18 protein-coding genes are annotated in these 13,490 nt (G+C 31.4%); 10 read left to right on the top strand and 8 right to left on the bottom strand.

Annotated elements, in window-relative coordinates; translation table 11 throughout:
• Positions 1 to 9: 9 nt before the first annotated feature.
• The 4 genes from HX088_RS10710 to HX088_RS10695 all read right to left on the bottom strand — a co-directional run bounded on the left by HX088_RS10710 (position 10) and on the right by HX088_RS10695 (position 3,335).
• Positions 10 to 222, bottom strand: coding sequence for a hypothetical protein (locus HX088_RS10710; protein WP_171621599.1), 213 nt, complete (start codon positions 220 to 222; stop codon positions 10 to 12).
• Positions 223 to 225: 3 nt separating this feature from the next.
• Positions 226 to 792, bottom strand: coding sequence for an RNA polymerase sigma factor (locus tag HX088_RS10705; protein WP_171621598.1), 567 nt, complete (start codon positions 790 to 792; stop codon positions 226 to 228).
• A gap of 184 nt (positions 793 to 976) precedes the next feature.
• Positions 977 to 1,261, bottom strand: a complete 285-nt coding sequence (locus HX088_RS10700) for a rhodanese-like domain-containing protein (protein ID WP_225539657.1) — start codon at positions 1,259 to 1,261, stop codon at positions 977 to 979.
• A 52-nt stretch (positions 1,262 to 1,313) separates the two neighbouring features.
• A complete protein-coding gene (locus tag HX088_RS10695; protein WP_225539656.1) occupies positions 1,314 to 3,335 on the bottom strand; it encodes a M13 family metallopeptidase in 2,022 nt (673 codons plus the stop codon).
• Positions 3,336 to 3,466: 131 nt separating this feature from the next.
• On the opposite strand from HX088_RS10695, the gene HX088_RS10690 reads away from it, so the two are divergent.
• On the top strand, positions 3,467 to 4,423 hold the full coding sequence (locus HX088_RS10690) for an NAD-dependent epimerase/dehydratase family protein (protein ID WP_171621595.1): 957 nt from the start codon (positions 3,467 to 3,469) through the stop codon (positions 4,421 to 4,423).
• 52 nt (positions 4,424 to 4,475) lie between these two features.
• Here the strand turns inward: HX088_RS10690 and HX088_RS10685 are convergent, their stop codons facing one another.
• Complete coding sequence (locus HX088_RS10685; RefSeq protein ID WP_171621594.1) at positions 4,476 to 5,111, bottom strand: NAD(P)H-dependent oxidoreductase; 636 nt, start codon at positions 5,109 to 5,111, stop codon at positions 4,476 to 4,478.
• 74 nt (positions 5,112 to 5,185) lie between these two features.
• Positions 5,186 to 5,650 (bottom strand): hypothetical protein, encoded by a 465-nt coding sequence (locus HX088_RS10680; RefSeq protein ID WP_188318998.1) that lies wholly within the window; start codon positions 5,648 to 5,650, stop codon positions 5,186 to 5,188.
• A gap of 105 nt (positions 5,651 to 5,755) precedes the next feature.
• On the opposite strand from HX088_RS10680, the gene HX088_RS10675 reads away from it, so the two are divergent.
• The 5 genes from HX088_RS10675 to HX088_RS10655 all read left to right on the top strand — a co-directional run bounded on the left by HX088_RS10675 (position 5,756) and on the right by HX088_RS10655 (position 9,265).
• Complete coding sequence (locus HX088_RS10675; RefSeq protein ID WP_286484138.1) at positions 5,756 to 6,772, top strand: aminoglycoside phosphotransferase family protein; 1,017 nt, start codon at positions 5,756 to 5,758, stop codon at positions 6,770 to 6,772.
• Positions 6,765 to 7,190: a RapZ C-terminal domain-containing protein gene (locus HX088_RS10670; protein ID WP_286484137.1), complete on the top strand. Its 426-nt coding sequence runs from the start codon at positions 6,765 to 6,767 to the stop codon at positions 7,188 to 7,190. Before HX088_RS10675 ends, HX088_RS10670 begins: the two co-directional genes overlap by 8 nt.
• Before the next feature lies 1 nt (position 7,191).
• The gene (locus HX088_RS10665) at positions 7,192 to 7,905 is read left to right on the top strand and encodes a nucleotidyltransferase family protein (protein ID WP_286484136.1); all 714 of its coding nucleotides are present in this window, start codon (positions 7,192 to 7,194) and stop codon (positions 7,903 to 7,905) included.
• A gap of 66 nt (positions 7,906 to 7,971) precedes the next feature.
• Positions 7,972 to 8,454, top strand: a complete 483-nt coding sequence (locus tag HX088_RS10660; RefSeq protein ID WP_286484135.1) for a hypothetical protein — start codon at positions 7,972 to 7,974, stop codon at positions 8,452 to 8,454.
• Positions 8,429 to 9,265 carry a tetratricopeptide repeat protein gene (locus HX088_RS10655; RefSeq protein ID WP_286484134.1) on the top strand — a complete coding sequence of 279 codons (837 nt, stop codon included), beginning with the start codon at positions 8,429 to 8,431 and terminating at the stop codon, positions 9,263 to 9,265. The genes HX088_RS10660 and HX088_RS10655 overlap by 26 nt, the downstream gene beginning before the upstream one ends.
• Before the next feature lie 30 nt (positions 9,266 to 9,295).
• Here HX088_RS10655 and HX088_RS10650 read toward each other — a convergent pair whose 3' ends face one another.
• The gene (locus HX088_RS10650) at positions 9,296 to 9,880 is read right to left on the bottom strand and encodes a PhnA domain-containing protein (RefSeq protein ID WP_171621589.1); all 585 of its coding nucleotides are present in this window, start codon (positions 9,878 to 9,880) and stop codon (positions 9,296 to 9,298) included.
• A 108-nt stretch (positions 9,881 to 9,988) separates the two neighbouring features.
• On the opposite strand from HX088_RS10650, the gene HX088_RS10645 reads away from it, so the two are divergent.
• Positions 9,989 to 10,840: an ATP cone domain-containing protein gene (locus tag HX088_RS10645; RefSeq protein WP_284583868.1), complete on the top strand. Its 852-nt coding sequence runs from the start codon at positions 9,989 to 9,991 to the stop codon at positions 10,838 to 10,840.
• A gap of 43 nt (positions 10,841 to 10,883) precedes the next feature.
• Here HX088_RS10645 and HX088_RS10640 read toward each other — a convergent pair whose 3' ends face one another.
• Positions 10,884 to 11,351, bottom strand: a complete 468-nt coding sequence (locus tag HX088_RS10640; protein WP_171621587.1) for a DUF4268 domain-containing protein — start codon at positions 11,349 to 11,351, stop codon at positions 10,884 to 10,886.
• A gap of 117 nt (positions 11,352 to 11,468) precedes the next feature.
• On the opposite strand from HX088_RS10640, the gene HX088_RS10635 reads away from it, so the two are divergent.
• The 3 genes from HX088_RS10635 to HX088_RS10625 all read left to right on the top strand — a co-directional run bounded on the left by HX088_RS10635 (position 11,469) and on the right by HX088_RS10625 (position 13,384).
• Complete coding sequence (locus tag HX088_RS10635) at positions 11,469 to 11,954, top strand: TlpA family protein disulfide reductase (protein ID WP_286484133.1); 486 nt, start codon at positions 11,469 to 11,471, stop codon at positions 11,952 to 11,954.
• Positions 11,955 to 12,027: 73 nt separating this feature from the next.
• Positions 12,028 to 12,483 carry a hypothetical protein gene (locus HX088_RS10630; RefSeq protein ID WP_171621585.1) on the top strand — a complete coding sequence of 152 codons (456 nt, stop codon included), beginning with the start codon at positions 12,028 to 12,030 and terminating at the stop codon, positions 12,481 to 12,483.
• Position 12,484: 1 nt separating this feature from the next.
• The gene (locus tag HX088_RS10625) at positions 12,485 to 13,384 is read left to right on the top strand and encodes an MBL fold metallo-hydrolase (protein ID WP_286484132.1); all 900 of its coding nucleotides are present in this window, start codon (positions 12,485 to 12,487) and stop codon (positions 13,382 to 13,384) included.
• Positions 13,385 to 13,490: the final 106 nt, after the last annotated feature.

Genomic DNA, 13,490 nt, shown 5'->3' with positions numbered 1-13,490 from the left:
ACTCTATTTCTAGTTATCTTCTTTATCTTTTTTATTCGATTGATTGGTTGATTTCTTTTTTCCTATTCCAAAGAAATTACCAATTGTACTTGGATATTTTACTGAAACCAAATCGGCAACTTCTAATGATAGTTTTATCAAAGCAACATCGTCCATTACTTTTTGCTTTAATGTTTCTGGAAGCTTCTCGTCGGCTAGTATAGTCTTAAAAGGATTTTCCATAAATTACAAAGCATTATAAATTTTTAGTAAACGATTTTTTGCTCTATTTATTCTCATTTTGGTTGCACTTTCACCAATCTCTAAAGTTTCCGAAATTTCTTTAATTGAAAAATCATCTTGGTATTTCATAAGTAGTATAGATTTATCTTCTACCTCTAATTTTTTAAGAGATTGTGTTAGTTTTTCGATTTTTAGTTCAAAAATTTCTTTGTCATCAATTACTTGCTCATTATAATTATCAACCAAATCATCCGTCATCGAATAATTTTTTCTCTCTTCCTTTATTTTGCGTTGTACATGATTGACACAAAAATTATATGTAAAAGAATATAGCCAAGTTGAGAATTTTGATTTTGACTGATAGGTTTTAAGTTTTACAAACAACTTAACAAAAATATCATGTGTCATATCTTGTGCTTCTTCTTGTTCTTCTACAAAACTCAGACACTTGTTATATACCGTATGTGCATACCTGTCATACAATACTCCAAACAAATGTTGATTTTTTGTTTCGACAATCTTATACACCAAAATGTCATCATCTAAATGTTCTAATGGATCCTTTGACATTTCAACTGCTTTCAATATTATGACACATGGTTACTTATTTGGTCACACATTTTTTTTCATTTATTTTTGAAAAACATTTCGTAAGACACCAAAGTAATCGAATATCTATTTATAATACAATAATGTACAAAAAAAACCGATAAATAAAATATCGGTTTTTTATAAATAATTAATGATTAACAAATTATTTTTCTAAAACATCTAAGACGTCTTGAAAACCTCCTCCATTAAAAATCTCGTCTACACCTTGTTCTTGTAAATATTGAGCAGCTTGACCTGACCGGTTTCCACTTCTACAAAATACAACAATTGGTCTTGACATTGCTTTGAACTCTTCTACTCTCGTAGGCACTTCTCCCAATGGAATGTTGATCGCATTTGGAACAAATCCATCAGTTTCTAATTCATACGGTTCGCGAACGTCTACTAATGTTACATTAGCATTGTTAATTGCTTCTACTGTTGTCATTTTAATCACTCTTTTTCTATTTTTTATCCAATCAATAATTTTGCCAAGCATACTACCAAATTCTAATACGATCTTTTGGTGCTTTGTACAACTTATCTCCTGGTTTTGTTTGAAATGCTTCGTGGAATGCATCAATATTAATGATTGGTCCAAAAGAACGGTAATATCCAGGTGAGTGTGGATCTGTTTTTACTTGATTTACTAAAGCTTCATCTGTTGCTTTGGTTCTCCAAACTGTTGCCCAAGACATAAAGAAACGTTGTTGTGGCGTATATCCATCAATATTTCCGTAAGTACCTTTGTCTTTTAAATACATTTGCAATGCATCAAAAGCTACTGAAACTCCTCCTAAATCACCAATATTTTCACCAGACGTAAAAATACCATTTACATGTGTTCCTTTTACTGGCTCATAGCTATCATATTGTTTTGCTAAAGCACTAGTTGCTGCTTTAAACTTTTCTTCATCTTGAGCTGTCCACCAGTTTACAAGGTTTCCTTCCCCGTCAAATTTAGCTCCAGAATCATCAAATCCATGAGAAATTTCGTGACCAATAACAGCTCCAATTCCTCCAAAGTTTACACCTGCATCTGCTCTATAATCATAGAATGGTGCTTGTAAAATTGCTGCTGGGAAAACGATTTCATTATTTGTTGGATTGAAATAAGCATTTACAGTTTGTGGTGACATTCCCCAACGTGTTTTGTCAACTGGTTTTCCAAAATCTTTTAAATTATCTTGGAATCTCCATTGGCTGTACGCTAAGTTATTTTCGATTAAAGAACCTCCGTTATTAATTGATTTAACTTTTAATCCAGAGTAATCTTTCCATTTATCAGGATACCCAATTTTTACCGTAAATTTATTTAATTTCTCTATTGCTTTTACTTTTGTATCCTTCGACATCCACTCCAAATTATTGATGTGCATATCAAAAGATTTGAATAAATAGCTGATCAACTCTTGAGCTTTTGCTTTTGCTTCTGGTGGAAAATTATCTTTCACATAAATTTGCCCTAATAACTCACCTACCGTTCCGTTCACATAAGATAATCCTCTTTTATCTAAAGCTCTTTGTTCTTTTTGACCTGATAATTTTTTTCCGTAAAATTCAAAGTTCAATTTCTCCAATTCTGTTGTAGAACTATTAGAAAAAGAATCAATTAATTTGAACTTCAAATAATCTTTAATCAAAGGTAAATTCTCTTGATTAATGATTTTATCTAAGTTTTTATAATAATCTAATTCGCGAATAATTACTTTATCAGGATTAATTCCGAAAGATTTTACAAATTTCACAACATCAACATTTTTAGAGAAAGCACCCGCTTCTGTTAATGTTACCAGATTGTATGATTTATTCGGATCACGACTTTCCTCAACTGTTTTGATGTATTTTGCCATCATTTTCTCAAAAGCAACAATTTTTGGTCCTTTTAAATCGCGCGTTTTAGATCCTGTAAAAGGGAAAACTTGATCAATATATTGATTTAAATTCGCTAAAGTTTCCGCATTTTTAGCATCTTCTTTTTGATAATACGTTTTACCCAAAGTCAAACCGATACTTCCTAAATAAACCGCATTTTGCTTACTGTTTTTCATATCAGTATAAACAGAAACTCCATAAAAAGGGTTTTCACCAATCGGTGTAACCTCTGTTAAATAAGCTTGTAAATCCGTTAAATTCTTGATTGCATCAATTTGCTTTAAATATTTTTGTATCGGAGCTAAACCTGTTTTATCACGCGCTTCCATATTTGTATAAGCATTGTAAAGGTCAGAGATTTTTTGCTCGTTAGAATCTTGTTCATATTTATTATTCAATAAATCTTTTACTAACTTCAACGATACTTTATCTGTATTCTCTCTCAACTCATCAAAACTCCCCCATCTTGCTCTGTCAGAAGGAATTTCTGTGATTTTCATCCAATTACCATTCACATGATTATATAAATCATCTTGAGGGCGAACAGACTTATCCATGTAATCAGGATTAAAAGCTTGATAAGATTCTTGCGCAAATGCTAAGACTGAAGTACAAGCAAATGCTGCAACAAATAGTTGTTTTTTCATATTTCTACTAAGTATTTTTGATACGATTTGTCGAGATTTCTTCGACCTTTGTTACAAATCTACTAAATAAAGTTTAGAAATTTAGTAGATTATTTTACCTTTGGTATAAACAAACAAAAGTAACTTTTAAAATGGAAACCGAAACGATTTTAATCACCGGTGCATTAGGACAAATTGGTTCTGAATTAGCCGAAAAATTAAAAACCATTCATGGAAAAAACAATGTAATCATTTCTGATATACGCGATCCAAAAGATGTTGATTATGATGGAATTTACGAAGTAATCGACGTAATGAATACAGAAAGAATAAAAGAAGTTATTGCCAAACATAACATCAAAACAGTATATCATTTAGCTGCACTTCTTTCTGGTACAGCAGAAAAAAATCCAATGTTCGGTTGGAAATTAAACATGGATACGTTACTTACTTTCTTAGAATTAGCAAAAGATAAAGTAATCGATAAAATCTTTTGGCCTTCATCTATCGGGGTTTTTGGACCAGATACACCAAAAGACAACACGCCTCAAAATACAATTCAAACACCTTCTACAGTTTACGGAATTTCTAAATTATCAGGAGAATACTGGTGCAAATGGTATCAACAAAATCATCATGTAGATGTACGATCTGTTCGTTTCCCTGGTCTTATTTCGTGGAAAACGCCTGCTGGAGGAGGAACTACAGATTATGCAGTAGATATCTATTACAAAGCCATTGAGGACGGAAAATACACTTCTTTCTTAAAAGAAGGAACGTTTTTACCAATGTTATATATGGATGATGCAATTGATGCGATTGTTGAATTAATGTCCGCTGATCCAAAACAATTAGGTGAATTTAAATCTTATAATTTAGGAGGTTTAAGCTTTGCTCCAGAAGATTTAGCTGCAAATATTAGAAAACATATTCCAACATTCTCGATTGATTATGCACCAGATTTTCGTCAAGCTATCGCTGACTCTTGGCCATCTTCTATCGACGACTCTGTTGCTAAAGCTGATTGGGGATTTGCTCCAAAATACGACATTGATAAAATGACGACAACTATGTTAGAAAATTTAAAAATTAAATTAGTTAAAGCTTAATATCTTAACTTCACAAAAAAAGGATTGAGAAAAAACTCAATCCTTTTTTTTGTTATTCATATATTTTTTTGACAAAATCCTTCATTGGATTTCTCACTTTTTTCATCGGAGCTAACCAATCTTCACTATCTCTGTAGCCTAAAGGAAGCAATAAAACACTTTTCATTCCTTTCTCATTCAGATCAAGTAAATCATCCAATTCAGCATTATCAAAACCTTCCATTGGCGTACTATCAATTTTAAGTTCTGCAGCTTGCGCTAATGCAAAACCTAAACCAATATATGCTTGACGAGCAGTATGCGCAAAATTCTCTTCAGAAGTTTGAGGCAAATAAATACCTTTTAATTTATCTGTATACGAACCAAAACGTCCTCTTGGCAATTCGCGTTCATCTGTCGTAAAATCATAAATCGTATCAATACGATCTTCTGTATAACGATCCCACGCAACAAAAACTAACAAATGCGAACAATCTGCTACAATTTGCTGATCATATGCAATAGGAACAATTTTTTGTTGTAATTCTTTGTTTTTAATTACAAGAATTCTGAATTGTTGCAAACCAGATGAAGTTGGGGCTAAACGTGCAGCCTCAACAATTTTTTTAACATCTTCTTCTTCAACAATCAAAGACGGATCATATTTTTTTGTGGCATAACGCCATTTCAAATCATCTATTAAGGACATAATTCTTTATTTAAATCTCCCTAAAATTACATCAAAAAAGCAATTGTTTTACTTAAATATTTGCTAAAATTTCACTATTTCTCCTCTTTCCATTCCAAAAAATAACTTCCAGAAGTATTTTTAGAATTCCAACGAATTTGATAATCACCAGCTGATAAATCCAATGTAAAATTTTCTTCTTTTGACTTGATTAAATGGCGTGTAAATAAAACATTCTGATTTTTGTCTACCACTTCAAAATGCAATTCTCCATCAATTCTTATATTTGAATGAAAATTAGCTGTTACATTTTTTGAAACATTTAATTTAATGTAACTCATTCCTGAAGCATCTTCAAATTTTGCTTTTGTCCAATTATCTCCATTTGAGTTAGACCATTTCGAATCTCCTACTCCATTTTCAAAAAAAGTTCCTTGCGATTTGATGTTTGGATTTGTTGTTTTTGCATAAAAACTATTCGAATCTACATCTGCATTCACTTTTACTGTAATACACGATTGTAACGAAATCATTGCGATAATAAGTGCTATTTTTTTCATATCAGTTTTTTATTTTCTAAATAGATGCAACATTTTGAAAAAAGTTACAACAAACAAATATTTTTAAATCATTTCTGATATGCGTAACTTTCGCAAAATATTCTGATGAACGATAATACAGCTCAATTTTTACACGAAAATTTCACACAAAAAGCAATCGATAGTTTAACACAACTTTCTGGTGGTGCTTCTTCGCGTAAATATTCGAGATTTTTTGACCAAAATCAATCGTATATTTTAGCAGAAAGCTCTAATACAGAAGAAAATAAAGTATTCATTCAGTTTTCAATCGAACTAAAAAAAGTGATTGATAATGTTCCTGAAATCATTTCTGTTTCAGAAGATTTCAAAACGTATGTACAAACTGATTTAGGTGATGAAACATTGATGAATCTTGTGCTGAATGATCTTGAAAAAGCAAAACCTTATTATTTTAAAACCTTAGAACAATTAGCAATTGCTCAAATTCAAGGAAAAAATCAGATTGATTTCAACCATACATTTTCTTATCCAAGATTAGATAAAACACTGATTTTAAGAGATTTATTTCAGTTTAATTTTTACTTTTTGGATGTTTTAGGAATTGATTATAATGCAGGAAAACTGATCAAAGATTTTGATCGTTTTGCCTCTCAATTTGATCAAATTTCTCCGCAAGGATTTGTTTTCCGAGATTTCCAGACGCGCAATATTATGATTCATCATAACGAACCATATTTTATCGACTATCAAGGTGGTTTATATGGCCCTATTGTTTATGATTTGGTATCGTTAATTTGGCAAGCAAAAGCCAATTTACCTTTCAACTTCAAAAAAGAGTTATACGAATTTTATTACGAGCAATTGAAGAAACAAATTCCAACTTTGGTTCCGATAGATTTTCGTCAATCCTATGAATATTGTGTCGTAGCAAGACTTTTGCAAGTTTTAGGCGCTTATGGTTTGAGAGGATTGATTGAACGAAAAAAACACTTTATAGAAAGTATTTCGTTTGGTTTAAAAAATCTTGAATCAATTATTGATTATCCTATCTTACAGAATTACCCAGAATTAAAAAATATTATAAAAATCCTCGTTCTTCCAACAACGTTAGAGCGTGTAAATCATAAAATAAATGGCTAAATTAAATATCAACGTTCGTAGTTTTTCATATAAAAACGGTGGAATTCCAACTGATCCAACTGGTAATGGTGGTGGATTCGTTTTCGATTGCCGTGGCGTATTAAACCCTGGGCGAATCCAAGCGTATAAAACACAAACGGGTCGTGACGAAGATGTTAAAAAATATTTGGAAACAGAAACTAAAATTGCCGTTTTCTTAGAAGGCGTTTTTCAAATCATTGATATTTCAATCGAAGATTATTTAAATCGTGGTTTCGAGAATTTAGAAATTAATTTTGGTTGTACAGGCGGACAACATCGTTCGGTTTACTCTGCTGATGCGACTGCTAAACATATTGCGGAAAAATTTCCTGAAGCGAAAGTAACCTTACATCATGTTGTGCAAGAAGAAAAAAACTGGATAAACGAAGCCTATTAAGATGAAAGCTATGATTTTTGCTGCGGGTCTTGGAACTCGTTTAAAACCATTTACAGAAAACCATCCCAAAGCTTTGGCTATTGTAAACGGAAAACCTCTATTGCAACGGAACATCGAATATTTGAAATCTTTTGGAATTGATGAAGTCGTGATTAATGTGCATCATTTTGCAGATCAAATAATAGAGTTTTTAGAAGAGAATAATTATTTCGGAATTAAAATTACCATCTCAGATGAAACCGATCAAGTCCTTGAAACGGGCGGCGGTTTGGTAAAAGCGAAAACTAATTTTGACGAAGATTTTTTAGTGATGAATGTTGATATTTTGACCGATCTTCATCTAACCAATTTTATCAAAGCACATCAAGAAAATAAGGCGTTGGTGACGTTAGCTGTTTCGGATAGAAATTCGTCTCGAAAGTTATATTTTAACGATAAAAACGAATTAAAAGGTTGGCGAAATTTAAAAACAGAAGAAGAAATAAAAGCAGTTGATTCTTTAGATGACTTAAATGATTTAGCTTTTAGTGGCATACATGTCATCAATCCTGCTTTATTTGATAAAATTACCGAAACAGGTAAATTTTCGATCATGAAAGTGTATATGGATTTGATGAAAACTGAATCTATTATTGGTTTTGATCATTCTGGCGGTATTTTAATCGATGTCGGTCGACCAGAAAGTGTATTAGAAGCAGAGCAATATTTTAAATAAAACCATACCAAACTCAATTCATTGAATTGAGTTTTTTATGTTAAAAATTTATATACCTTAGACCGAATGAAATACATTAATTATTTTGTCTATTTAACTATTATTGCAGCACTCATTTTTTCTGCAATTATTTACTTTTCTTTCAAAACAAAAGTTGGAAGAATTGATAAAAAAGAAATTATCGACCAAGGCACTTCTTTTGAGCCTTGTTCTTCTACGATTTATGAATATTATGGATCAAAAGCAGGTTACAAAACAGAACGTTATGGGATTCGTAAAGTGATTTCTGAACCAATTCATCAATTAAACTTTCCTGATTTTTCTGGAAATATAAATGTTCGTTTTGTGATTAATTGCAAAAATGAAATTGGTTATTTCAGAATAAAAGCGGTTGATCAAGACTATAAAAAAGTTGTACTTTCTGACAATTTGCAAAAGAAAATTGTTTCGATTGTTCAACAATTAAAAGATTGGAACGGAAAAAATATTGATTCATATTATCAAATACAACTAAAATTAAAGAATGGAAAGGTTGAAGACATTTTTTAAATCTAAAACGTGGAGAATTATTTGGGGAACATTGAAATTATTGATTTCTATTCCTATTTTTTGCGCAAGTGTTTTTGCTATTTATCAATTCTTATTTTCTTCTAACAATAAAAAATTTAAATTAGCAGAAAACACACAAGGCTCATATTATTCTGATTTTATGTTTAATCGTTTATTAAAATCAGAACCAAAAAATTCTAAATTTTGGTGGGAATCTTCTGTCGCTTATAACAAAAACGGAGAATTTGAAGAAGGAATACGTCGTTTAAATAAAGCAAATTGTTTAAACGCTACAGACCATTTAGGTTATACAGGTTGGATTAAATATACAAAACTAAAAGATTACGAAAATGCGTTGAAGGATTTTCATCGGTTAGATAAATTGTCAAACGTTGTGGAATATCCGTGGGGCGAAAATATTTATTTTCAAATGGGAATTTGTCATCAAGGTTTAGGAAATTACGATTCGGCAGTTGTTTATTATGACAAATTTGTAGCATCGGAAAAAAATCCAGATAATATTTATCCAAGAATGTACACATATCGTGGAAAAATAGAAGCGGATCAAAAAAATTATGAAAAAGCTTTGGACTTTTACAACAAAACAATTTCTTTGGATAAAAATATTGCAGAAGCATATTACTACAAAGCTGAAATCTATAATCAATTGAACAAAAAAGATTCTGCAAAATTCAATTATTTAAAAAGTTTAGATTTGATTCGAAAAAAATACAAAGATCAAGATCCTTATGATGAAAAATTTCTTGAAATTTATGATGCTGAAATCAAGGATAAATTGAAGGAATTATAAAACAAGCTCAACAAAGTTGAGCTTGTTTGTTTAAGCTTGTTTCTTTACAAATTTTGTTAAAATAACAATTAATTGTCCATCTACTTTTCCTTCAATTTGATCTGTATTATCGTGTACTAAACGAATATTACGAACGGCTGTTCCTATTTTAGCATTAATAGAAGAACCTTTCACATCTAAATCTTTGATTAATGTAACATTATCACCGTTTACTAAAACATTTCCGTTGCAGTCTTTATGCAAATCCACACTTCCATCACCTTCGTGATCACCCGAAGCCTTTGCCCATTCCATATTTTCATCATCCAAATACATCATATCCAATGCATCTGCCGCCCACGATTCGTTTCTAAAACGATTTAACATTCGCCATGAAAGCACTTGTATAGCTGGAACTTCGCTCCACATAGACGAAAGTAAAAATGATTCCCAAAAAGAAGCATCTAACTCTTCTCTCTTTTCAATCTGATTAATACATTTTTGTGTAATGTAAACATTTCGATCAGGATTACTGCTTGCATCTGGATTCACTTCGTAAATCGCTAAATTTTCTGTAGCACCAGTCAGTTCGCATTGGTTACCGCTTCTTTCTTGTAAAAATGTATCTAATTTCATGTATTGATTTTAAAACTTTTACAAAGATAACTTTTATTTAGAATTAAAACTTTTATAGCTTTTGATGAATCTTTTATTTAAATTCGTTTAGAATAAAATCAATCTAAAATGTTAGTAAAAAAGAATTCTGGTGAATTAGTCCCTTACAATCCAAAAGCCCTAAAGCGTTCATTAACAAAATCTGGTGCCAAAAAAGAAGAAGTTGAAGAAGTATTTGAATTAGTTTCGAATGATCTTTATGACGGAATGTATACAAAAGATCTTTACCGTATTGCATTTTCTCATCTCAAAAAATACAGAAGTTCTTATGCTGCACGTTATAGTTTAAAAAGAGCATTGAGAGATTTAGGACCAGAAGGGTACTATTTCGAACAATGGATAGGAAAAGTACTTGAAGCAGCAGGATATCAATCTTTACATTCGGAAATTGTGCAAGGAAATGCAGTGACACATGAGATAGATGTGGTTGCTTGTAAAGGAGAATATTTATTGTTTTGCGAATGTAAATTTCGAAATGATGAAGATGCCAAGATTTCTGTCACGACACCTATGTATTTTTTATCGCGAATGAAAGATGTACAAGATCATACCTATCATTTCTTTGGAAAAGATTTAAAGCCAACGAAAGGATTTTTAGTCACAAATGCTTATTTAACGACAGACAGTATTGATTTTGCAAATTATTACGGAATTGGTTTAATTTCTTGGGATTATCCTGAAACAAATAGCATCAAATATTTAGTAGACAATGCTGCCTTGTATCCGATTACATGTTTAACAACTTTAACGCCAGAGCAAGAAAAAATATTGTTATCTAAAGAATGTATTTTGGTAAAAGATTTACAACAAAATAGTGCTTATTTGGATGTTTTAAACCTCTCTCAAGAACAACGAAATGATGTTTTAGAAGAAGCAAACGAATTGTTAGAAATAGAAAATTTCACCTGTGTGATTGAATAAAACCAATCAAAAAAGAAGCTAAATTTAGCTTCTTTTTTGATTATTATAATTCTTTAAAAATTTCAAAACTATCTTTGTGGTCGCACCAAAATTCATCCAAATTAATCATTCGATTTTTTAAGAACGGAATTATTTGTGGCCAATCTGATTCTCTAAAAATACTTACATTTTCTAATCGCATTTTTATCGTCGAAATCGTTTTTCCATCGTGGTCAACATCCTCTTTTGTCCAAACCCATTTTTCACCAAGATAACTTTCTAACACGTTTTCATATTCTTCAAACTGTTCATAAATCATGGATTGAACGGAAGGGTCTGGATGTGAAATTTCGATCGAAACCTCTGCATATTTACGTTCTACATCCGTTCTAAAACTAATTCCTTTGATTGTCGTTTTATAATTCACCCAATTTATACGCGATCCCTCGGCATTCATTTGCAATTTCATGTACGTTCCGTACGAAATCCAAAATTCTTTTTTTATACGATAAGCTTCTTCTTTTGAAAACAAAATGAATAATTTTTTACAAAAATCGGTTTAATATTCTATTCAACAAAATTTCCCAAAAAATAGCTTGGTTTGATTCTTGTTCTATTAAATTTGAATAAATATTTTTAAAAAATAAATATGAAACTATTTTCTTTCCTATGTCTTATAGGGATTTTGACTTTTTCTTGTGTAAATGCACAAACTGTAGAAACTGTTAAATACGAAGCATTGCACGAAAAAATAGCAAATTATAAAGATGAAGTCGTCGTGGTTAACTTTTGGGCAACGTGGTGCGCACCTTGCGTAGAGGAAATTCCAGCATTTATGGAAATCAATGAACAATACAAAGATCACCCAAATTTCAAGATGCTATTGGTTTCACTGGATCGACCAAAAATTATAGACAAAGTAAAAAAGTTTATGGTTGATAATAAGATTACTGCAGAAGTTGTTTTATTGGATGACACCAAACGTATGAATGAATGGATTCCATCATTTGATCCGAAATGGGCTGGAAATATTCCCGTCACTATCGTTTACGACAAAGGTGAAAAGGTCGTTTTTCACGATCAAGCCATGACGAAATTTGAATTAGAGGACTACATCCAAGAATATTTAGATTAATCAATAAAACTCCTAAAATCTTTTTAGGAGTTTTATATTTTTTGTATGTTTATATCAACATAAAAACACAAAAATGAGTAAAAAACATATCCGAAAAGAGGTTATTCAGCATCTTATTCAGCTTAAACAAGACGAAATCAATGCGTTAAAAGAATCGGAACGAATTTATGCAGAAGGTGCAGATTTAGACGAAGAATCAAGTTTAGAATTGGATGATTTTGCACAACAAAGTCAATCAACTGATGCGGCTCGAAAATTAAATATTCGTATTAATCAAGCCACTGAAGACTTAGAAAATTTCAAGGCATTACGACCTGAATTAATCAATGAAATTACAGAAGGAAACGTTGTTTTGACTGATAAAGTTAATTTTGTAATTGGTTTATCTTTCAAAGATTTCGAATGGGAAAACAAAAAGTTTGTGGGCATTAGTACTCAAGCTCCTATTTTCGAAGCATTAATTGGAAAACGAGCAGGCGACAAATTAGAATTTAACGGGATACATTATACCATAGAAGAAATACTATAACATGCCAAAAGTACATACTATTGATCTGAATTTTCAGAACGAACATGAAGCAATTGCGACCTATCTAATCGAAACAGAACAAGGTCCCGTATTGGTTGATCCAGGACCGTATTCAACTTTCGAGAATTTGAAAGCTGGTATCGAAGCTTTAGGTTGGCGAATCATTGATATAGAAAATATATTAATTACACATATTCATTTTGATCATGCCGGCGCAGCGTGGAAATTTACGGAGCATGGTGCAACAATTTTCTTGAATCCTATTGGAATACCTCATCTTAAAAATCCCGAAAAATTATGGGAATCTGCCAAAATGATTTATGGAGATGAGATGGATCGTCTTTGGGGAGAAATGAAACCGATTAATGAAGAGTTTTTAGTAGGTCTTAGAGATGGTCAAAGTGTAGAATTTGGGGATACTGTTTTCGAAACTATTTACACTCCTGGTCATGCTGTGCATCACAATGCTTATGTAATGAATGATGTTATTTTTACAGGAGATGTTGCGGGGGTTAAAATAGAAAACGGTCCGGTTGTACCGCCTTGTCCTCCACCTGACATTCATATCGAATTATGGAAAGAATCTATTGCCAAATTGAAAAAAGTGAATGCAAAAGGTATTTATCCTACCCATTATGGTTATCATGAAGATGTAGAGAATCATTTTGACCAATTAGAAAAAGGATTGGATGAATGGTCAAATTACATCAAACCAATGTACGATGACAACTTAACAGCAGACGAAATAACACCTGTTTTTGTTGATTACGTCACAAAATCATACAAAGATTTAGGGTTATCCGAGGATCAAATTCAAGTGTATGAATACGCCAATCCATGTTGGATGTCGGTTAATGGACTTTTGAGATATTGGAAATTAAAAGAACAAGGTAGATTATAAAAGTAATAGAAAGCTGTCAGTTTACACTACCCCCAAAAAGTTAGACACTTTTGGGGGCATTTTTTATGACAAGAAAAGTAAAATATGGTGTAGCATTTAAGTTACG

Origin of the sequence: Empedobacter sp. 225-1 (assembly GCF_030328185.1) — a bacterium.
Taxonomy (GTDB): Bacteria; Bacteroidota; Bacteroidia; order Flavobacteriales; family Weeksellaceae; genus Empedobacter; species Empedobacter stercoris.
The sequence above is the reverse complement of the archived record's forward strand: the minus strand, read 5'-3'. Positions and strand labels throughout refer to the sequence as shown.